This window comes from Pseudobutyrivibrio sp. LB2011 (assembly GCF_000701765.1).
Lineage (GTDB): Bacteria > Bacillota > Clostridia > Lachnospirales > Lachnospiraceae > Pseudobutyrivibrio > Pseudobutyrivibrio ruminis.
The window spans coordinates 83061-103452 of the sequence record NZ_JNJS01000008.1 but is presented as its reverse complement, the minus strand read 5'-3'; the positions used below and the strand labels follow the sequence as shown (position 1 = coordinate 103452).

Genomic DNA, 20392 nt, shown 5'->3' with positions numbered 1-20392 from the left:
TATGATAACAGAAGAAATCAGAGCAGATTTATTTGCTAACCAGGATATTAAATATAGGGATTTTCAAAGCAAGCTTACACCTACGATTGCAGAGGGCTCAGCTATCGGAGTACGCACTCCAGTCCTTCGCAAACTTGCAAAAGGATATAGTAAGCGAAAGGATGTGGCAGATTTTCTTGATGATTTGCCACATCAGTATTTTGATGAAAATCAGATTCATGCATTTTTGATTAGTGAAATCAAGGATTATGATGAGTGTATAACTAGGCTTAATCAGTTTCTTCCATATGTGGACAACTGGGCTACATGCGACCAGATGTCACCAAAGTGTTTCAAAAAGAATCATGATTTGGTGCCTGGTCAGCTGTTAAAATGGATTGGTACAAATGACATTTATACAGTCAGGTTTGCTATTGTCTCTTATATGTCCCAGTTTTTAGATGAAGACTTTGACGAAGAATATTTGAAAATAGTGGCATCAGTTAAATCTGATGAATACTACATAAATATGGCTATAGCATGGTATTTCGCCACAGCTCTTGCTAAGCAGTATGAGGCAGCATTGCCATACATTGAAAACAATATGCTTGATAAATGGACTCATAATAAAGCTATTCAAAAATCTATTGAAAGCTATAGAGTCACAGACGAACACAAGCAGTATCTTAGATCTTTAAAACGGAAGTAATAAACTATGAAATCACGACAAACATCAGAATCATTCTTACTAAGCGCTATAGTTTCTGCTTCAGGAGGCTTTCAGGATGCCTACACCTACAATCTTAGGGATAAGGTATTTGCAAACGCTCAAACAGGAAATATTGTCCTTATGTCTCAGCATTTAATGCAAAGAGAGTGGGCTAAGGGATTGCGTTACTTACTGCCAATTCTTTCTTTTGCAGTAGGAATTCTTATAGCAGAGCAAGTAAGTTTTCATTATCGAAATGCTAAAAAGATTCATTGGCGTCAGATAGTTCTTTTAATAGAAATCATAGTTTTGTCGGCAGTGGCTTTTTTACCTGCATCATTAAATGTACTGGCGAATGTTTTAGTATCTTTAGCATGTGCTATGCAGGTCCAGTCCTTTAGAAAGGTAAACGGATATCCATATGCAAGCACCATGTGCATTGGCAACCTTAGAAGCGGTACAGAGAGCCTATCAGTTTACCTTAGAAACCATGAAAAAGGTGCTTTAAAAAAGGCAATGCACTATTATGGAATTATTATCGTATTTGCGATAGGTGCAGGCATCGGTGGAATTTTATCTATATATTTAGGATATAGGTGTATTTTAATATCAAGTGTGTTATTATTATTAGCGTTTTTAATGATGCGAAAAGAGCATCTATAAATCCTTGGGAGATTTGATTTAAATGAAACCGCTAAAGTTAACATCTATTCATTTAATACCATTAAGCTTTCTTATTACCATTGTAATAGGAGGGCTTATTTTAATGTTACCGTTTGCATCGGCAGATGGTGGTTGGACTGGTTTTATCCCATCGCTATTCACCGCTACCACATCGGCATGTGTAACAGGGCTTACAGTAGTAAATGTGGCTACTCACTATAGCCTATTAGGGAAAATAATTATTCTTATACTTATTCAGGCAGGTGGTCTTGGAATCATAACAGTTGTTTCCATGATTATGCTTATTACTCAAAAGAAGTTTTCAATCGCCGACCGCAAAATGCTTCAAGAATCACTTAACCTGGAAACAGACGTAGGAGTATTAAAACTGCTCATCAGAATCTTTAAGGATGTGGCAAAGGTTGAAACATTTGGAGCCGCTGTATATGCTATAGATTTTATTCCTAGATTTGGCGTGGCAAGAGGCATCTGGTATTCGGTATTCACATCTATATCAGCCTTTTGTAATGCGGGAATAGATATATTTGGAGATAGCAGTTTAATAGCGTACCATGATAATCCACTGATTATGATCAACACCATGTTTTTGATTGTTATGGGTGGTTTAGGATATGTAGTCTGGTTTGATATGTCTGAAAAGATTAAATATGGAATCAAGCAGAAATACAATCCAGTCATAATTTTTAAAAGATTTAATGAGCACACGAAGCTAGTCTTAAGCGTAACATTTGCACTGATTATTATAGGTGCAGTCCTTATCTTTATAGCCGAGTACGATAATATATATACTATTGGTCATTTTTCTTTAATGGATAAGATTATTAACAGCTTATTTGAATCGGTTACCTTGAGAACTGCAGGCTTTGCTTCATTTGCCCAGGAAAACATGACAGATTTTTCTTGTGTTATATCGTATATTTGGATGTTTATAGGTGGCTCACCTATAGGTACAGCAGGTGGTGTTAAGACGGTTACAATTTATTTGGCGCTGTTGAATATCATTTCATATATCAGAGATGATGACCAAACAATTACTTTTAACAGACGAGTGACAGAAGAAAACATGAGAAAGGCCACAGTTATTGTTTCTGTAGCTGCTTTTACAATCGTTGTTCTTACACTTGCATTGATTTCAACAAATCCTATTAATATGCAGGACGGTTTATATGAAATCATAAGTGCATCTGCCACAGTGGGACTTACCAGAGGATTGACAGGCAGTCTCAATCTGGCAGGTCAGTTAATCATTATTCTTGCCATGTATTTAGGCAGAATAGGACCTATATCCCTTGCAATTTTCTTTGCAGGTAAAAGACATAAAAATAATAAATGTAGATATTTAGAAGGAAGCTTCTTTGTAGGATAGGAGACATTATGAAAAAATCAATTGCAGTATTAGGACTTGGAAAATATGGTGCCAGCTTGGCAAAAAATATGTATGAAATGGGCGCTGATGTTTTAATCGTCGACCAGGATCAGGATAAGCTCAAAGAGCTTAATGGTTTCTGTACAGCTGCTGTATGTGCAGACATTACAAACGAAGATGAGGTTATTTCATTAGGTCTTAAAAATATGGATATCGTTGCGGTAGCAATGGCAGGAAATCTTGCTGCAAGTATCATGGCTGTTGCAGTTGCCAAGGAACAGGGTGTTCCACTTATTGTTGCCAAAAGTTCTTCAGATAGAATGACATCTATCCTTAAAAAGATTGGAGCCAACAAAGTAATCGTTCCTGAGGAGTACGGCGGAGAGCAGTCTGCTAGAATTCTTTCTTCAGATACATTCCTCGATTATTTCAAGGTAGATGGCAACCTTTGTATGATTGAAATCAATCCACTTCCAAAATGGGTTGGTAAAAATATGATGGAATTGAATGTACGTAAGAATTATAATGCCAACGTTATTGCCTTAAAACGTGGATCAAGCTGGAAGATTTTGGACCCAGCAGAGGCGCTTAACGCAGATGACTTGTTGCTTATAGTCGTAGAACGTAAGGATTTGCATAGATTAAATAAATAATCTGTTGTCTTATACACAAATTGTTGACAATTACTAAGTATACTTTTTACAATGAATATACTGCTTTGAGATTGGAGACAATAATTGGAACTTAATAGTTTTTATGATTTTTATGCGAATAATTGGATTTCGAATGTAATAATAGTCGTAGGAGCAACTATCATAGCTTTGCTCCTCGCCTATTTATTACCTTTTTTTGATAATAAAATCTGTAACAAAATCGGTTTAAATCTACAGGGCGGCGTTAGTTCTAGCAAAAATGCAGATAAAAGCGCAATCATCAGAAAAATTATTCTTTGGGTGGCCTTTGTAGTTTATCTATTTTTCCTTTTCTATTTAGTATTTCTTGCAAGAACTCCAAATCCAGATTATGTAGTTCGTAATGCGGGCTTTAGTATTTTCACTATGACATGGCAAGATATCGAGCTTCCGGAGGAAGAGTTTATCGAGTTTTACCTCAATGTTATGGTGTTCATCCCTATGGGATACTTGCTTCCATATATTTTCAGATGGTTCAGAAATCACGCGTGGAGCAGATCACTTATTATGTGCTTTGTTTCCTCTATTGTAATCGAGAATTTACAGCTTATCACAAAGCGTGGAACATATGACACTGCAGATGTTATAGCAGACACATTTGGCGGATTTATAGGAATAGCGTTGTACATGCATCGTGCGTACACTCTCACAAATCCAGAGTGGAGAAAGGATTTTAAGTACTACAAGCGCTGGAAGAAGCTGGCGAAAAATGGAGTTCTTTTTCCATTTTCTAAAAAGCTTGCTATCAATCGTGTTATTATCCAAGCTACAGATGAGGACGAGATTTGGAATTTCTATGTAAAAGATTTGGGATTCCAGATTAAGAAGATTATTATTCCAAAGGATGTTACTCAGACAAACTTGCTTCTATCAATGGGAAGAACTTCCTTGGAAGTACATTGTTTGAACAAGCAGAATGATATACCGGCCCAGACTATAGTGCTTGCACACCACAATATGGATGGTATAAAGCGAAGATTAGATAAGGCAAATATAACAAGTGAATGTGGAACGGACCCATACACAAATCATAGAACATTGACTGTGATGGGCCCGGACAATACTAAGGTTATTTTTCTTGAAACCTAATTCTATTCAGTTTTTAGATTCATGTACCATCTGAATACGGCAACACCGATAATGATGGCATATCCTGCAATACTGAGGATCGAAGGAATCTCACCAAGGAAGATTATTCCAAGGATGGCTGCAAATACAACCTGTGTGTAATCAAATACAGAAATCTCTTTTGCAGGAGCGTATTTGTAAGCGGTGGTGATTGAGAACTGTCCAAGTGATGCGCTTACACCAGCCATAAGCAGGCATAGCAGTTGTGTTGGACTCATTGGAGCAAAATCTGTAATTAAAAATGGCAGGGTCACCACACAAGAGAAGAACGAAAAATAAAATACAATAACAGGAGTTTTTACACCCTGTTGTCCAAGCTTGCGGACACAAACATATGCTGTTCCTGCGCCAAAGCCTCCAAATAGGCCGATGAGTGCAGGAACAGTTTCTGTTATAAGGCCTGTTGGTCTGATAATGAATAATGCGCCAATAAAAGCAATGATAGTAGCTGCGATATCAACACGCTTTGGATATTCCTTCAAAATAAAAATAGAAAGAATAATAGCAAAGAATGGTGATAGCTTATTTAGCATGTTGGCGTCGGCAATTCCTAATCTATCGATAGCATAGAAGTTTGCAATAAGTCCTGATGTTCCGAAAAAGCATCTTGCAAACAAAGGTGGAATGCTTGGTCTTTCAACTTTAATTCCTACGTTGGCCCTTAGAAGAGCTGCGATGGCAACAAACATAGCTACAAAATTTCTAAAGAATGCCTTTTGCATGGTTGGCAAATCGCCTGAGATACGGACGAAAAATGTCATAAGTGAAAAGCCGACAGCGGCTAATAGAATACAAATGATTCCCTTGAGTTTGTTATTTTTAGTCATAATGGGTCTCCTAAATCTTGATTATTCCCCAAACACATATCATACAATTAAAAAGTATATCACGTAATATTGATGAATTGTATAGCTAAATTATGTGAATTGCACCTTATAAAGTTGGTATTGAAGTTGCAAGAAAAATATTGGTAAAATAAGCATAGTAGAAAGGGGGAGAGGCTATGCACAGGATGTCAACAAAAGAAATTTTGGCAGAATCTTTCAAAGAGTTGGCAGAGACAAAACCAATTAATAAAATTACGATTACAAATATTACAGATAATTGTGGTATGACACAGCCTACTTTTTACAATCATTTTAGGGACAAGTATGATTTGATTACCTGGATTTATTTGCAGGAAGCGCAAAAGCATATTAAAAACGTAGGGAAAGATGGCTGGACATGGAAAGATACAATTAGTTGTAATCTACAGTATTTTATGGACAACAAGTCCTTTATAGTCAACGCATTAAAGAATACCAAGGGGATGGATTCTTTTGTTTTTCAGATGGCCAATACAAACCGTGATTTACTTGTAAAAGAAGTGAAAAGTAAATCAGGAAAAGATGAGTTATCTGATGAAATGATGGCATTGATTAAGATGTACGTATGTGGCATATGTCAGTACGTATGTGGCTGGTTATTGGAACCAAATCCAATGCCATGCGATAAACTAGCCGGCATCATACAGGAATTTGCTCCTAGTGAAATACGTCCATTTATCGGTGCTTGATTTTGTAAAATTAAATTAATGCAAAATGATTTAGTATTTGCGTTTAGCTATATCTCGACTTTCTGTAATATCGTTGATACATTATTATTGTACACAATTCTAATGTGAACGAATTATAGGAGAGTATAAAATGACAAAAACATCGGACAAGGTATTATGTTTGGAGAATCAGCTTTGTTTTCCATTGTATGCATGTGCTAAGGAGGTTGTACGTAAGTATAGAAAGCCTCTTGAGGAACTTAATCTTACCTACACCCAGTATATTGTCATGATGGCTTTATGGCAGGCTGGCGATATGACTGAAGGAGAAATTGGAAAGTGCGTGCATTTGGATTCAGGCACTTTGGCTCCACTTTTAAAGAGATTAGAAAAGCAAGGCATGATTACAAGAGGAAGATCTGAAAAGGATGAACGAAAGCTTGTTATTAAACTTACAGATGAGGGACAGGCATTAAAAGAAAAAGCTAAAAAGGTTCCAGCTCAAATGAAGGGGTGCCTAAATCTTTCAGATGAGGAAAAGGCTCAGTTAAAGAAGCTACTGGATAAGGCTATGCAAGGAATTGGTGAAGAATAAAATTGATTTTTACAATCTTCACATAGATTTCAGATAAGTAACAGTACAAGTTCATAATGGGAGAGTAATATACAATCATCGCAAGAGCGATAAAACTTTTTCATATATCATTCTCCCAAAAAAAGCTGCTGGCGGGCAGCTTTTTTTACTATGTATTTATAATTGAAAATGATTATCAACAGGAGTATAATGATTTTACAAAATCAAATCACATGCAATTAATGCGATGGAATGATAAGATCATTTAAGAGGTGTATATATGGAAAAGGAATTTGATATTCAAGCGTATATGACAGCTGGTGTAGAGCGAGTTGTAAAGGATTCAATTCGTGCTACTTTGAAAGATCCAGCTGAAAGCATTTTTATGGCAAAGTTTGCATTAGCAACAAAGAAAGCTGCTGATGTTAGAAAGAAATTCAAGGAAGAGGGCTTGCATGTTCCTCCATTCCTAATTGCATCAATCACTAGCAATTGCAACTTACATTGTGCTGGCTGTTATTCTCGTCAGAACGATGCCACAAAGGATTGTGAGCCTGTAAATCAGCTTAGCGATGAACAGTGGCTTACCATCTTCGATGAAGCAGAGGATTTAGGAATCAGCTTTATTCTTTTGGCAGGTGGCGAACCTCTTCTTAGAAAGGGCGTCATCAAGGCAGCTGCAAAGAAGCCTAATATTCTTTTCCCAATCTTTACAAATGGAGTATTCATCAGCGATGAGTACTTTGAGTTATTTGATAAAAACAGAAACCTTGTGCCAATCATGAGCATTGAAGGCCACAAGGAAGCAACTGACAGCCGTCGTGGCGAAGGAATTTACGATAAGCTTATTTCAAACATGGAAACATTCAAAAAGAATGGTCAAATATTCGGTAATTCAGTTACAGTTACTACAGAAAACTTTGACGATGTCCTTTCTGATGATTTTGTATCTATGCTTCAGGGATATGGCTGCAAGGCTGTAATCTATGTTGAGTATGTTCCTGTATCAGATGAGAGCAAGCACCTTGCCCTTAGCGAGGAGCAGGAAGAGCAGCTTAGAGCTAGAATTGCCGCTCTTCGTGAGGATTATGAGGACATGGTATTCATTTCCTTCCCAGGTGATGAAAAGTCATCAGGCGGATGTGTTGCAGCAGGCAGAGGATTTTTCCACATCAATTCCCATGGTGGAGCTGAGCCATGCCCATTCTCACCATTCTCCGACACAAACGTAATGGACATGGGTCTTCGAGGTGCTATTTCATCACGTCTCTTCCAGGTACTCCAGGCAGGCGACATCCTAAAGGATGACCATGTAGGCGGATGTGTCCTCTTCGAAAAGAAAGAACAGGTGGAGGCACTTTGCAATTAGGTGTTGATTTTTTGCCACACTTGTAGCATTATATGTAAGGAATTTAATATGAGACGGGAGCTTGTAGACAGGCTGAGAGGAAGGTGTGACCTTCGACCGAGAACCTGATTTGGATAATGCCAACGTAGGGACGCCGATTAATAATGATATTGATATTATGCGGAAGCTATTTGAGAAATCAGGTAGCTTCCGTTTTTTTATGCAAAAAAGGAGGAATAATGGAATTTAATAGCGAGCTTTATTTTATTACTGACAGTACACCTTATAAGCTAGACGAATTCCTGTGGAGAGTTGAGGATGCTTTAAAGGGCGGCGTCACTTTGATGCAGCTTCGAGAAAAAAATCGTACCACAAAGGAATATATTGAACTGGCACAGGCAGTACATGATATTTGCAGAAAGTACAATGTTCCGCTGATTATTGATGATCGTGTGGATGTAATGCTTGCTGTGGATTGCGAGGGGGTCCATTTGGGGGCAGAGGATATGCCACTTGAGATGGCAAGGAGGATTATCGGGCCTGAGAAGATTTTGGGAGCCACTGCCAAGAAAGTGGATGTAGCAAAAGCAGCATATGAGGCTGGGGCTGATTATCTGGGAGTTGGCGCAATCTATCCAACTACTACAAAAGTAAAAACTATCATTACATCCACGGAGACATTGGATGCAATATGCCAGGCAGTTCCTATACCAGTTAATGCTATTGGCGGTTTGAATGCTTCTAATATGGATGTATTAAAAGGAATTGACATAGCTGGGGTATGCGCTGTTTCAGCTATTATGAAAGCAGATTCGCCACGAAATGCTGCTGAAAGTATGAAAAAGAAGTTTAGGGAGATAAAAGGATGAAGGTAGTTTTATCAATTGCAGGAAGTGATAGCAGCGGTGGAGCTGGAATACAGGCAGATTTAAAAACCATGTCTGCTCATAAAGTCTATGGAATGACTGCAATTACTGCGCTTACAGCACAAAATACCACAGGGGTTACAGAGATTGTGGAATCATCGCCACATTTTTTGGAAGAACAAATAGATGCTTGTTTGACTGATATACCAGCAGATGCAGTGAAAATTGGAATGCTTCCATCAGTGGAGCAAGTGCGAGTGGTAGCTAGAAAGCTTAAGGAATTTGGAACAAAGAATATTGTGGTGGACCCGGTTATGGTGGCTACAAGCGGAAGTAGATTGATGGAAAACTCTACCCCAGCAGTGATGGCAAAAATGTTGTTTCCACTGGCTAGAGTTATTACACCCAATATACCTGAAGCAGAAACCCTTACCGGCACAAAGATAGAAGACAAAATAGATATGGAGCAGGCAGCCAAAAAGCTTGGAGAACAATATGGATGTGGAGTTCTTGTAAAGGGAGGACACTGCGTGGAGGATGCAAGCGATGTTCTTTTTGACAATGGATGTGTTACATGGTTTGAAGGGGAAAGAATTCATAGCACTAACACCCATGGAACAGGCTGCACATTATCAAGTGCCATTGCATCGAATTTGGCGCTGGGGTACGACTTAAAAGATTCTATCGTAAATGCGAAGTCATATATTGAAAAAGCTATCGGTGCAAATTTGGATTTGGGAAAAGGAAGTGGGCCACTTAATCATTGTGTGGCCAGCTAGAAGGAAAGGAGAAGTAATGGTTTTCTTAAATGGAAAAGAGTATGAGTTAGCAAACAAGACGCTTGCTACTGTACTGGATGATTTTAAATTTGACGTTAGAACTATTGCTGTGGAGATTAACGAAGAAATCATTTCTAAGACAACATTTAATGAGACTATCTTAAAGGATGGGGATGTTGTTGAGGTAGTAAGTTTTGTAGGAGGCGGCTGATTGATACCGACAAAGGATGAGTTCTATAAGGCACTTGTAGATAGACATGGTGCAGAAAATCAAAAAAAATTCGACGAGGCTGTGGTTGCAATATGTGGGCTCGGTGGCTTGGGATCTAATATAGCCACATGTCTTGCAAGAGCGGGCATAGGCCACTTGATTTTGATTGACTATGATTTTGTAGATGTAAGCAATCTGCATAGACAGCAGTACAAAATCAATCAGGTTGGTATGAAAAAAACTGATGCAATGGCGGCTAATTTACATGAAATAAATCCATACATAAAGATTGAGACTCATAACATAAAGCTGACCGAGGCTAACACAAAGCCATTGATAGAAAAGGCGGATATTGTCTGTGAGGCTTTTGATTCAGCTGAAAGTAAGGCTATGCTAGTTAATCTGGTACTAGAGCAAATGCCAGATAAATATATGCTATCTAGTTCTGGAATGGCAGGATTTGGCAGTGCAAATGATATAAAGACTAGAAGAGCATCAAAGAGATTCTACCTTTCAGGAGATGGGGTTAGTGATGTTAATGATGGTATCGGGTTGATTTCATCTAGAGTGATGGTTTGCGGAGCGCACGAAGCACATATGGTAATTAAAATTCTCATTGGAGAATTAGACGCATAAAAATGAAAGAGGAAAATGGAATGGAAAATGACAAACTGGTAATCGGTGGTAAAGAATTTGATTCTCGTTTTATTTTGGGATCAGGAAAATATTCGATGAAGCTTATTGAGGCAGCAACAAAAGACGCAGGAGCTGAAATAATTACACTTGCAGTACGAAGAACAAATACCAAGGATGAAGAAAATATTTTGGATTATATTCCAAAGAATGTAACTTTACTTCCAAATACAAGTGGCGCAAGAGATGCAAAGGAAGCAGTGAGAATAGCTAGGCTTGCAAGGGAGCTTGGTTGTGGTGATTTTGTAAAAATCGAGATTATGAGGGATACAAAGTATTTACTTCCTGATAATTACGAAACAATAAAAGCAACAGAAATTCTTGCAAAAGAAGGCTTTGTGGTTATGCCTTATATGTATCCAGATTTGAATGTTGCAAGAGAATTGCAAAATGTTGGAGCTGCATCCATCATGCCACTTGCATCACCTATAGGTTCAAATAAAGGTTTGGCTACAAAAGAGTTTATACAGATTCTTATTGATGAAATAGATTTGCCTATTATAGTAGATGCTGGAATTGGAAAGCCATCACAGGCATGTGAAGCAATGGAAATGGGTGCTGCGGCAATAATGGCAAATACTGCGCTTGCAACAGCAGGAGATTTGACACTTATGGCTTCAGCATTCAAGGACGCTATTGAAGCAGGAAGAAAAGCATACTTGGCAGGCCTTGGAAGAGTGCTTACTCGTGGTGCAGCAGCATCAGATCCACTTACAGGTTTCTTACATTAGGAGGCATCATGGAAAACACATTTTTATTTGATTCAAAGGAATTATCTGCAACAGGGCTAGAGCGCAAGCATCAGATTGAGACAGATCCTTCATCTAGAATCAATCACATGGAATACTTGCCAGGTATGGATATTATTGAGTCGGATGTACGTAAAAACGTAATGGAACATTTTGATTCCTACGATTACAACAAATATACAGCTGCAGATGTCAGAAGAGCACTTGCCAACGATAAATGTACAATAGAGGATTTTAAGGCACTTCTTTCTCCAGCTGCTGAACCTTTTTTGGAACAAATGGCCAAGAAGGCACAGCAGGAAACAAGTAAGCACTTCGGAAATACGGTATATCTTTTCACACCAATCTATATAGCCAACTACTGCGAGAATTACTGCGTATACTGCGGATTTAATTGCTATAACAAAATAAAAAGATTAAAGCTTTCATATGAACAGATAGAGCATGAAATGCAGGTTATTGCAGATAGTGGAATGGAGGAAATTTTAATTCTCACCGGAGAAAGCCCTGCAAAATCAGATGTTGAATATATAGGCGAGGCATGTAAGATTGCCAGAAAATATTTCAAAATGGTTGGAATTGAAATATATCCGGTAAACGTAAAGGATTACAAATATTTGCATGAGTGTGGAGCTGATTATGTTACTGTTTTTCAGGAAACATACGATTCTGATAAGTATGAGACACTGCATTTGATGGGCAACAAGAGAATCTGGCCATACAGATTTGATGCTCAGGAGCGAGCTCTTATGGGTGGAATGCGAGGAGTTGCCTTTTCTGCACTTTTGGGGCTTTCGGATTTCAGAAAGGATGCCCTGGCATCAGCCTTGCATGTCTACTATTTACAGCGCAAATACCCCTATGCAGAAATGTCATTATCATGTCCTAGACTTCGACCAATTATCAATAATGACACAATCAATCCACTTGATGTAGGGGAAAAGCAGTTGTGCCAGATTATTTGTGCTTATCGTATATTTTTACCTTTCTGTGGCATTACAGTCTCTTCTAGAGAGACTGCAGCATTTAGAAATGGAATTGTAAAGATAGCAGCTACTAAGGTTTCTGCAGGAGTATCCACTGGCATCGGCGATCATGAGGAGAAATATACAGGTGAGGAGTCTACAGACCCTTCAGGTGATGAGCAGTTTGAAATATCTGATGGCAGAAGTTTAGGAACAATGTATGTAGACATTTCTGATGAAGGTTTACAACCAGTTTTCAACGATTACATATATGTTTAAAGGAGAAGAATAATGAGAAAATACACAACACAGATGGACGCAGCAAGACAGGGGATTGTTACTCCAGAAATGAAGCAGGTGGCGCTTAAGGAATATCGCACACCTGAGGAAATAATGGAGCTTGTTGCCAAGGGACAGGTTGCTATTCCAGCAAATGTAAACCATAAGTGTCTTAATCCAGAAGGTGTAGGCAGCATGCTACGCACAAAAATAAATGTCAATCTTGGCGTATCCCGTGACTGCAAGGATTACGATATCGAAATGCAAAAGGTTATGGCTGCAGTGGATATGGGGGCTGAGGCCATTATGGATTTATCCAGCCATGGAAACACAGAGCCATTTAGAAAGAAGCTGGTAGATGAATGTCCAGCAATGATAGGCACAGTGCCTATTTACGACAGCGTAATCCATTATCAGAGAGATTTGGCTACATTGACAGCAAAGGATTTTATAGATGTTGTTCGCCTTCACGCTGAAAATGGAGTAGACTTTGTTACACTTCACTGCGGAATTACACGTAAGACAATCGATCAGATAAAGCTTCATAAAAGAAAGATGAACATTGTATCAAGAGGTGGTTCACTTGTATTTGCCTGGATGTCTATGACAGGGGAGGAAAACCCATTTTATGAATACTATGATGAGATTTTGGATATCTGTCGCCAGTATGATGTGACAATATCCCTTGGTGATGCATGCAGACCAGGCTGTCTTGCTGATGCCAGTGATGTGTGTCAGATAGAAGAATTGGTACGCTTAGGAGAGCTAACAAAGCGTGCATGGGCCAAGGATGTGCAGGTTATGGTGGAAGGTCCAGGCCATATGCCAATGGACGAAATTGCTGCAAATATGAAAATTCAGCAGAAGGTTTGTATGGGAGCCCCATTCTACGTACTTGGACCTCTTGTTACTGATATTGCTCCAGGATATGACCATATCACATCAGCAATCGGAGGTGCGATAGCGGCTCAAAACGGTGCAGCATTTCTTTGTTATGTTACACCTGCGGAACACTTGGCTTTGCCTAATCTTGAGGATGTTAAACAGGGAATCATTGCATCAAAGATTGCAGCACATGCAGCAGATATTGCTAAGCATGTACCACATGCAATGGATAGAGATAATGCCATGGCAGATGCCAGACAGTGTTTTGATTGGGACAAGCAATGGGAATGCTCAATTGACCCAGAGACTGCCCAGGCTATCCGTGCTGACCGTTCACCAGAATTTGATGACACATGTTCTATGTGCGGTAAATTCTGTGCCGTTAGAAGCATGAATAAAGCCTTGGCAGGAGAGTACATAGATATTTTAGGCTAATTGCCTTCAAAATCAGGTCCCATATTTCCAGGGCCCTTATCATTAGGGGCCATATCATCAGGTCCCATATCTGGAGTTTGGCCTGCACCAATGTCTTCAAACGGTGCAGGTTCATTTCTCCAATCTGTTATAGGCTCTTGAGGCTCGTTAATTGTAAAGTTGCCCTCAGTAATCTGTCCACCATTGTTATCAATATCACTCTTTTCTACGGTTGAACCATATACGTTTGTGTAGCTCATGGCTGTTGCTGTACAAGCAGGAAGTTTGCTTCCTAATTCACTTCTAGTGTGGTCATCAGATATGTCATCATCTGTTAAATTAAAATACGTATATACGGATGAACCATAGCTTTCTGAAATAGAATCATCCCAGGTAAGATCTACATTATAAAAATCTCCATCAACGGAAATGATATTCCAAGCGTGATCGCCACCAGATGCTGTTCCTGTAAGGTAATAGCAGGTTAAGCCAGTCTCTTGGCAAATAAGCTGGAAAGCCCTTGCGTATCCAGCACAAACTGTGGAGCCGTTTACAAGTGCCGAGTATGCACTTTGGTTTAAATCAGCGTTTGTATTATAAGTAGTTAATTCGCAAATTGCATCGTGTATATACAATTCTTTTTCGATATCAGAAGAGTATGCGCTTGCAGCAGTAGAAATGCTATCTACAACACTATTGAACTGAGTCTTTGCTGAATCTAACTGGTCACTTGATATTCCAAAGCTCAGCTGAACCTGTACAACTGCATTGGATTTGTTATATCCATATTTATAAGATGTGTTGAGCCAGAATAACTCGGGATGATCATTGAATACAGAATTAATAGTCTCGCTTAATTCTGACTCAGAAAGTTCATTTACTAATGTGAAAATCTTTGTATTGTATGCTACCGCATTTGCGTATATCTGGTTGTAAACAGCCTGTTCCTCGGAAGATAGAAGAGCTCGATAAGGATATACGGTAGAATCAAAGGTGTATTCCTCGCCAGTGTTTACAGGAGAATCCAGGGAGCTTGAATCCTGCTCGGTGCCAGTGCCCTCCATAGGGCCATTTCCCAAGGTGTGTTCACCACTTGAAAGGTCGGAAGTCGACTGTGCGAAAAAGCCTTTTGCAGCAGCTATGGTTTCGGTAACGTAGGAGATAGTGTCGTCAACATCTATACCTAATAGGGGCATGCATAACACGAATCCTTCTACTGCGATTGCTATTGCAAATGTAATGATTATTCCTTTAATAAAAGATGAAAGCTTTTTTCTTTTTTTCATAATTGACCTCTGTTGTGATATTAAAAACTATCTGTATTATAAAATCTAAAAAAGAAGAAAGCATTAGGAAAACCCTAAGATTCAGCTAATCGTCACCTAAAATTCAGATTAAAAATTACATTACCATCTATGCAATCCACCCATATTTTACCGTTGTGTTCTAGTGCAATTGTTTGTGCAATAGATAGTCCTAAGCCATAATGTCCAACTCTTTCTGCTCTTGAATAATCAGATCGATAGAATCGTTCAAATATTTTTTCACGTTCATTTTCAGGAATCTCTTCACCTGTATTAGCTACTTTTAGCATTATTTTGCAAGATTCTTCCGTTAGAGTAATATTTATTTTTCCATTAGGCGAACAGTGACTTATGGCATTGTCTATCAGTATAGAAATCAGTTTTTCCATGTTAGTTTTATCGCAAACTTTTATTATGTCATTGGCTATATCATAGTTAAGCTCAAGATTATTCTCATAGGCAGATGCTTCGAAGGGCAGAATATTGGCTAGTACAAGTTCACTTAGATTAACTTCGCTCATTGTTGGTTTGATGTTTTCAAGACGTGCTAAATCCAATAATTGATGAACGATAGTAGACATTCTTTCATTTTCATATTTTATGTTTTCTAGCCATGGATTATCAGGTAAGTTGCGACCAAGAATTTCTGCATTTGCACTGATTGTGGATATAGGAGTTTTTAATTCGTGACCTGCATCAGAAATAAATTGTTTTTGTTTTTCATAGGCGGTTTCTATTGGCTTTACTACCCATTTTGAAAGAATAATTGAAACCATAAGTAAAATTAATATAGATATTCCACCGAATACAATCATATTTTTGATTAAATAAGAGATGGTCAAATCCATAAGAACTGTGTCCATCATGGTTACTAGAATGTAGTCATCCTCTTTTGTAATAAGATAAGTTACAGAATTGCCTTCGCCATAATCCTTGCCAGATTTTAATAGATTTGAGGCATACTCGACTAGCGCTTCATTAGAAAAACCTGATGGAGCATCATTTAAGTATTCAATTACATTACCATCCAAATCGAAGGCTACAGCATAAAAAGTTGAGACCTGAAAGTTATGAAATGAAGTGGTTGGCGTGAAATCATCGGATGCTTTTTGTGGCGAAGGCTGTAGAATGGCAGAATCAGGAAAACCATTTTCATCATAGGCCTTAGCAAACATGTGGAGCATTTCTTTATTTTCTTTTGTTGTTTGAATACGTGTTGTTCCATATATAATACCTAATGTGGAAACTACTATAAAAATAAGGAACATCATTGTAATTACTACTATTCGAATTCTTGAACGTGAAATCATATTAACCTCTCAATTCGTATCCCATGCCTCTTACTGATTTTATTTCTGTAGTTGAGCCTAAGAATTTAAGCTTTTTGCGTGTAAATGAAATATAAACTTCTACATTATTGTACTCGGCTTCATTATCATAACCCCATACCTTTAAAGTAAGTTGTTCTTTAGAAATAATCTGTTCTTTGTTTGTTAGTAAACATTCAAGTATTTTATATTCTTTTTCTGGAAGGCGAATACTTTTATTTGTATTTGTACATGATAGTGTTAGAGATTTTGTGTTTAATGATAAGTCAAATGCCTCTAAAGTGGATGAGATATCCTTTCTATTACGACGAAGGAGGGCTCTAAGTCGTGCCAAGAGTTCTTCGACTTGAAAAGGTTTTGTCAGGTAATCATCTGCTCCACAATCAAGACCAGCTACTTTGTCAAGTACATCACTTTTAGCAGTAAGCATTAGAATAGGAGTCTCTAATCCATTTGCTCTAGCAGATTGTACAATATCAAAACCGTTCATTGATGGAAGCATTACGTCACATATGATTGCATCGTATATATTTGCTATACAAGCATCGTAACCTTGAGCACCGTCATATTTAACATCTACGATGTAACCTTCTTGATGCAGTAATTCACTAACAGCATCTGCCATTCTTTTTTCATCTTCAATCATTAATATTTTCATAGTTTTACCTCATTTGTATTTTAATATTGTACATATTTTTCTTGAAGAAACCTTGAAAAAACATTGTTCAAATAATCTTCACATTATTTCAAGCTTTCTTCAAGGTTCGCAGATTAAAGTACAGGCACAGTCAATGAAAAAGCAATTTTGTAAGGAGGCTTTTAATGAAAAAGAGATTTGTTTCATTTTTAATGGTAGCTGCAATGGCTACTAGTATGGTGGCTTGTGGAAGTACTACAGATACTACAACTGAAGTAACAGCAGAAGCTACTTCTTCAGAAACAAGTGAAGAACAGGCATACATAGAGGAAACTTTAAACTTGGCAAATAATGATGAAGTGACCTGGTCCTACGATTCAGAGGCAGATGCATGGATTATGTCAATTGTATCAGCAGTAGCTTATCCAGAAATTGAGGATGAACAAGGTGTTTCCGTATGTGTTCCCGGTGCATATGTAACAGGAATTGATACTGATGGAGACGGTGAAGCAGATGTTACTGCATCAAGCTACTCAGATGCAGTAAACGGTACACTTGTAATTGATTACGAAGCAGAAATTGTTAGCTCAAATGGACAGGTATACACTGCAGCAACTGCTCCTGTAATCGTAAATACAGGTGCAGCAGGATACAGCTCTTCAACAAATACTGAGGCGGCAACAACATATGCATCTGAAGGCTACATCAACATGTCATGTGGTAACAGAGGTAAGAACGATACAGCTACAGATGAAGATGGAAATGAATATTATACAGGTGATGCTCCAAGCTGCCTTGTGGATCAAAAGAATGCTATTCGTTTTGTTAAGTACAATATTTTACTTGGTAACCTTCCAGGTAGCACAGAATACTTTGTTTCAACTGGTGGCTCAGGCGGTGGAGCACATGCTACTATGGTTGCTGCAACTGGTAACAACTCTGATTTTTATGACTATGAAATCGAAGCTGGAGCAGTAGGTGTTTATCAGAATGAGGATGGCAGTTATTCAACATCCGTAACTATTGATGGAACAACATACGAGATTTCAGATGGTGTATGGGGATGTATGGCTTATTCTGCAATTACATCACTATATGAGGCTGATATGGCATTGGCATTTGAATACTATATGGATACAGATTACGATTTTGGCACTGAGTTCAAAGAACAGCTTGCTGAATATCTTTCTGAAGAATACATGGAGTATATCAATGAACAAAACCTTTCTGTAAATGAAGCTGATGTTCAGCTTGATATTAATGGTGATGGAGATATGACAGATACTATTTCTCTTACTATCGAGTATGATGAAGAGAAATATGCAGATACAAATGGATATGGCGGAACATACGTTGATTTCTACTTGGCAGAGTTTGTATCAAATCTTCAGTGGTATCTTGATAATTTGGATTACGCAGAAGGGTGGACTTGGTTTGACGAGGATGGAAATGCTCTTTCTGACGAGGAAGTTGCAGCTATGACATCAGAAGATAAAGCTGAAGCCTTCATTGAAGGTAGATATGCAAAGAGCTCTTCCGGTGGAGATATGATGGGTGGCCCTGGTGAGGGAGCTCCTGAAGGGGCAGGCCCAGGTGGTGATATGGAAGGTGCTCCAGAAGGCGCTGGCCCAGATGGTGCAAGTTCTGATGGTGAATCTGAAGAATCATCAGATAGAAGCTTTGATAATAGCGATGTAGCTGCAAATTCAGCTGGTGATACTATGGATGTTGGTACTCCTGATGAAGGAACAACACAGTCTGCAGGTACAACAACTGATTCGGCAAACTACAGCACTTATGAAGAAATGCTTGAATCATATCAGGAAGATATTGCAGAAATTCAGGCTGGGGATAAATATGGTAATAACATAGTAGATCTTTATAATCCTCTTAATTATATTGGCGATGAAGACACTGACGATGCAACTTGGGTTAGAATTCTTTGCGGTGCATCTGAAGGTGACATCTCAATGTTCAACTCATTGAATCTACAGATTGCTATGCTTTCAGCAGGCATTGATGCAACTATTGATTGGCAGTGGGATGGTGGACATGTACCATCAGAAATCCTTGGGGATAGCCTCTCATACTATGTGGATAAGATGTATGGTGAATATGTAGATGGTGCAGAAACTATTACTAAGGCTGAAGCTGAGACCCAGACAGAGAATGGTGATGCTACAGAAGCAACTGGAACAGATATTTCTAGTTGGGTTGATTACAGTGATACATCATCTGTTTCATTTACAGTAGCAGATGCAGTAAGCTACAGAACACAAGGTGCAAGTAAATCTGTACCAGGATTTGATGTAATGGATTATGGTCAGGAAGATTATGTATTTGGTGACAGTGATTCTGATGCGAGACATTGGAGTGAAAAGCTTCTTGAAGTACTTGAAGAGCATGCAGATGTTTTGTCAGAACTATTTAATTCAGGAAATTAATAACTAATAAAAAAGAACCATCAGGTCAACAGGCCTGATGGTTTTTGTTATTTGATAGAACGAAGAGTACAAATATTGTCTCCGATTGTAATGTTGTGCTTATTCAAGAACGCCATGAACTCAGGGTTAAGCTCTGGCTGGCAAACTGACTGTGGATCGTGGGCGTCACAGCCAATTACAAAGTTTGCACCCATTTTTGTGGCTAAGTCAAAGAACTTGTCACATGGATAGTTGCGCTTTCCTGTGAAGCCAAGAAGATTTACTTCAAGTGGTATATTTAAATCAATGGATGCAGCAACAAGGCGTTCCATGTGCTTTTTGTAGGTGTTGTCATCGCCATTGTAGTAAATCAAGTCAGGATGTGCCAAATATGTAAACATTCCTGTTTGCATTCCCTCGATTGCAGTATCTACGTAATCAATCAAGTGTTGATCATCAGTGGTAGGAGCTCCAGCATAGAATCCATCAATCTCGTCAGGAATGAAATGCTGCCCCTGAATAATATAATCAACTGGATAGTTTCTGAGCTCTTTAATCAGAGCATCAAAGTATTTTCTAAAGTATTCTACCTCGAATCCTATGTAAATAGTGATATCGTCCTTGTATTCTTCTCTGAGCTTTACAAGTGTATCAACATAGTTTTCTAATTCCTCCATACCCATTCTTATGTGTGACTTATAACTGGATGGATATGGCTGTGGGGTGTGATCTGAAAAGCCAAGAATTTTGAAGCCGTTTGCGATGGCAGATTCGATGTATTCTCTTTCGCTGCCAGTGGCATGATTACATCTTGGTGTATGTGAATGATAATTTGCTAACATAAA

At 38.4% G+C, this 20392-nt stretch carries 21 protein-coding genes and 1 riboswitch; of the genes, 16 read left to right on the top strand and 5 right to left on the bottom strand.

Features of this window, described 5'->3' with window-relative positions:
• The first annotated feature begins 1 nt into the window (after window position 1).
• The 5 genes from T375_RS13750 (at window position 2) to T375_RS10460 (ending at window position 4519) form a co-directional block, all read left to right on the top strand.
• Window positions 2-688 carry a DNA alkylation repair protein gene (locus T375_RS13750; protein WP_044938144.1) on the top strand — a complete coding sequence of 229 codons (687 nt, stop codon included), beginning with the start codon at window positions 2-4 and terminating at the stop codon, window positions 686-688.
• A gap of 6 nt (window positions 689-694) precedes the next feature.
• Window positions 695-1351 (top strand): YoaK family protein, encoded by a 657-nt coding sequence (locus T375_RS13745; protein ID WP_044938142.1) that lies wholly within the window; start codon window positions 695-697, stop codon window positions 1349-1351.
• Between the two features lie 103 nt (window positions 1352-1454).
• Window positions 1455-2738 (top strand): TrkH family potassium uptake protein, encoded by a 1284-nt coding sequence (locus T375_RS10470; RefSeq protein WP_242839281.1) that lies wholly within the window; start codon window positions 1455-1457, stop codon window positions 2736-2738.
• Between the two features lie 8 nt (window positions 2739-2746).
• Window positions 2747-3391: a potassium channel family protein gene (locus T375_RS10465; protein ID WP_044938139.1), complete on the top strand. Its 645-nt coding sequence runs from the start codon at window positions 2747-2749 to the stop codon at window positions 3389-3391.
• Window positions 3392-3475: 84 nt separating this feature from the next.
• Window positions 3476-4519, top strand: coding sequence for a VanZ family protein (locus T375_RS10460; protein WP_044938135.1), 1044 nt, complete (start codon window positions 3476-3478; stop codon window positions 4517-4519).
• 2 nt (window positions 4520-4521) lie between these two features.
• On the opposite strand, the gene T375_RS10455 is transcribed toward T375_RS10460, so the two are convergent.
• Window positions 4522-5385 (bottom strand): DMT family transporter, encoded by an 864-nt coding sequence (locus T375_RS10455; protein ID WP_044938132.1) that lies wholly within the window; start codon window positions 5383-5385, stop codon window positions 4522-4524.
• 185 nt (window positions 5386-5570) lie between these two features.
• Here T375_RS10455 and T375_RS10450 point away from each other — a divergent pair, with 185 nt between their 5' ends.
• From T375_RS10450 to thiC, 10 genes are all read left to right on the top strand, one after another.
• The gene (locus T375_RS10450) at window positions 5571-6113 is read left to right on the top strand and encodes a TetR/AcrR family transcriptional regulator C-terminal domain-containing protein (protein ID WP_197019856.1); all 543 of its coding nucleotides are present in this window, start codon (window positions 5571-5573) and stop codon (window positions 6111-6113) included.
• A gap of 130 nt (window positions 6114-6243) precedes the next feature.
• The gene (locus tag T375_RS10445) at window positions 6244-6687 is read left to right on the top strand and encodes a MarR family winged helix-turn-helix transcriptional regulator (protein ID WP_044938128.1); all 444 of its coding nucleotides are present in this window, start codon (window positions 6244-6246) and stop codon (window positions 6685-6687) included.
• Window positions 6688-6946: 259 nt separating this feature from the next.
• Window positions 6947-8035: a radical SAM/SPASM domain-containing protein gene (locus tag T375_RS10440; RefSeq protein WP_044938127.1), complete on the top strand. Its 1089-nt coding sequence runs from the start codon at window positions 6947-6949 to the stop codon at window positions 8033-8035.
• A gap of 43 nt (window positions 8036-8078) precedes the next feature.
• Window positions 8079-8183: riboswitch (TPP riboswitch) on the top strand.
• A gap of 70 nt (window positions 8184-8253) precedes the next feature.
• Complete coding sequence (gene thiE, locus T375_RS10435) at window positions 8254-8883, top strand: thiamine phosphate synthase (protein WP_044938124.1); 630 nt, start codon at window positions 8254-8256, stop codon at window positions 8881-8883.
• On the top strand, window positions 8880-9659 hold the full coding sequence (gene thiD / locus T375_RS10430) for a bifunctional hydroxymethylpyrimidine kinase/phosphomethylpyrimidine kinase (protein WP_044938121.1): 780 nt from the start codon (window positions 8880-8882) through the stop codon (window positions 9657-9659). Before thiE ends, thiD begins: the two co-directional genes overlap by 4 nt.
• Before the next feature lie 16 nt (window positions 9660-9675).
• Complete coding sequence (thiS, locus tag T375_RS10425) at window positions 9676-9870, top strand: sulfur carrier protein ThiS (protein WP_044938118.1); 195 nt, start codon at window positions 9676-9678, stop codon at window positions 9868-9870.
• Window positions 9871-10506, top strand: coding sequence for a thiamine biosynthesis protein ThiF (thiF, locus tag T375_RS10420; RefSeq protein ID WP_044938116.1), 636 nt, complete (start codon window positions 9871-9873; stop codon window positions 10504-10506).
• Window positions 10507-10526: 20 nt separating this feature from the next.
• The gene (locus T375_RS10415) at window positions 10527-11294 is read left to right on the top strand and encodes a thiazole synthase (protein WP_044938489.1); all 768 of its coding nucleotides are present in this window, start codon (window positions 10527-10529) and stop codon (window positions 11292-11294) included.
• Between the two features lie 8 nt (window positions 11295-11302).
• Window positions 11303-12556, top strand: a complete 1254-nt coding sequence (gene thiH / locus T375_RS10410) for a 2-iminoacetate synthase ThiH (protein WP_044938114.1) — start codon at window positions 11303-11305, stop codon at window positions 12554-12556.
• A gap of 12 nt (window positions 12557-12568) precedes the next feature.
• Complete coding sequence (thiC, locus tag T375_RS10405) at window positions 12569-13876, top strand: phosphomethylpyrimidine synthase ThiC (protein ID WP_044938111.1); 1308 nt, start codon at window positions 12569-12571, stop codon at window positions 13874-13876.
• On the opposite strand, the gene T375_RS13335 is transcribed toward thiC, so the two are convergent.
• The 3 genes from T375_RS13335 to T375_RS10390 form a co-directional block, all read right to left on the bottom strand.
• Window positions 13873-15141 (bottom strand): transglutaminase domain-containing protein, encoded by a 1269-nt coding sequence (locus T375_RS13335; RefSeq protein WP_049960407.1) that lies wholly within the window; start codon window positions 15139-15141, stop codon window positions 13873-13875. The two genes, thiC and T375_RS13335, sit on opposite strands and share 4 nt — an antisense overlap.
• A 92-nt stretch (window positions 15142-15233) precedes the next feature.
• Window positions 15234-16469, bottom strand: coding sequence for a sensor histidine kinase (locus tag T375_RS13330; RefSeq protein WP_049960406.1), 1236 nt, complete (start codon window positions 16467-16469; stop codon window positions 15234-15236).
• Window position 16470: 1 nt separating this feature from the next.
• A complete protein-coding gene (locus tag T375_RS10390) occupies window positions 16471-17145 on the bottom strand; it encodes a response regulator transcription factor (protein WP_044938109.1) in 675 nt (224 codons plus the stop codon).
• 164 nt (window positions 17146-17309) lie between these two features.
• Between T375_RS10390 and T375_RS13325 the strand changes: the two genes are divergently transcribed.
• The gene (locus T375_RS13325) at window positions 17310-19568 is read left to right on the top strand and encodes a hypothetical protein (protein WP_049960405.1); all 2259 of its coding nucleotides are present in this window, start codon (window positions 17310-17312) and stop codon (window positions 19566-19568) included.
• A 47-nt stretch (window positions 19569-19615) separates the two neighbouring features.
• On the opposite strand, the gene T375_RS10380 is transcribed toward T375_RS13325, so the two are convergent.
• Window positions 19616-20389, bottom strand: coding sequence for a histidinol-phosphatase (locus T375_RS10380; RefSeq protein WP_049960404.1), 774 nt, complete (start codon window positions 20387-20389; stop codon window positions 19616-19618).
• Between the last annotated feature and the right edge of the window lie 3 nt (window positions 20390-20392).

Excerpts from the sequence above, each read along its gene's own strand:
- T375_RS13750 (WP_044938144.1), top strand. The coding sequence starts at position 2 with ATGATAACAGAAGAAATCAGAGCAGATTTATTTGCTAACCAGGATATT.
- T375_RS13745 (WP_044938142.1), top strand. The coding sequence starts at position 695 with ATGAAATCACGACAAACATCAGAATCATTCTTACTAAGCGCTATAGTT.
- T375_RS10470 (WP_242839281.1), top strand. The coding sequence starts at position 1,455 with ATGTTACCGTTTGCATCGGCAGATGGTGGTTGGACTGGTTTTATCCCA.
- T375_RS10465 (WP_044938139.1), top strand. The coding sequence starts at position 2,747 with ATGAAAAAATCAATTGCAGTATTAGGACTTGGAAAATATGGTGCCAGC.
- T375_RS10455 (WP_044938132.1), bottom strand. The coding sequence starts at position 5,385 with ATGACTAAAAATAACAAACTCAAGGGAATCATTTGTATTCTATTAGCC.
- T375_RS10450 (WP_197019856.1), top strand. The coding sequence starts at position 5,571 with ATGTCAACAAAAGAAATTTTGGCAGAATCTTTCAAAGAGTTGGCAGAG.
- T375_RS10445 (WP_044938128.1), top strand. The coding sequence starts at position 6,244 with ATGACAAAAACATCGGACAAGGTATTATGTTTGGAGAATCAGCTTTGT.
- T375_RS10440 (WP_044938127.1), top strand. The coding sequence starts at position 6,947 with ATGGAAAAGGAATTTGATATTCAAGCGTATATGACAGCTGGTGTAGAG.
- thiE (WP_044938124.1), top strand. The coding sequence starts at position 8,254 with ATGGAATTTAATAGCGAGCTTTATTTTATTACTGACAGTACACCTTAT.
- thiD (WP_044938121.1), top strand. The coding sequence starts at position 8,880 with ATGAAGGTAGTTTTATCAATTGCAGGAAGTGATAGCAGCGGTGGAGCT.
- thiS (WP_044938118.1), top strand. The coding sequence starts at position 9,676 with ATGGTTTTCTTAAATGGAAAAGAGTATGAGTTAGCAAACAAGACGCTT.
- T375_RS10415 (WP_044938489.1), top strand. The coding sequence starts at position 10,527 with ATGGAAAATGACAAACTGGTAATCGGTGGTAAAGAATTTGATTCTCGT.
- thiH (WP_044938114.1), top strand. The coding sequence starts at position 11,303 with ATGGAAAACACATTTTTATTTGATTCAAAGGAATTATCTGCAACAGGG.
- thiC (WP_044938111.1), top strand. The coding sequence starts at position 12,569 with ATGAGAAAATACACAACACAGATGGACGCAGCAAGACAGGGGATTGTT.
- T375_RS13335 (WP_049960407.1), bottom strand. The coding sequence starts at position 15,141 with ATGAAAAAAAGAAAAAAGCTTTCATCTTTTATTAAAGGAATAATCATT.
- T375_RS13330 (WP_049960406.1), bottom strand. The coding sequence starts at position 16,469 with ATGATTTCACGTTCAAGAATTCGAATAGTAGTAATTACAATGATGTTC.
- T375_RS10390 (WP_044938109.1), bottom strand. The coding sequence starts at position 17,145 with ATGAAAATATTAATGATTGAAGATGAAAAAAGAATGGCAGATGCTGTT.
- T375_RS13325 (WP_049960405.1), top strand. The coding sequence starts at position 17,310 with ATGAAAAAGAGATTTGTTTCATTTTTAATGGTAGCTGCAATGGCTACT.
- T375_RS10380 (WP_049960404.1), bottom strand. The coding sequence starts at position 20,389 with ATGTTAGCAAATTATCATTCACATACACCAAGATGTAATCATGCCACT.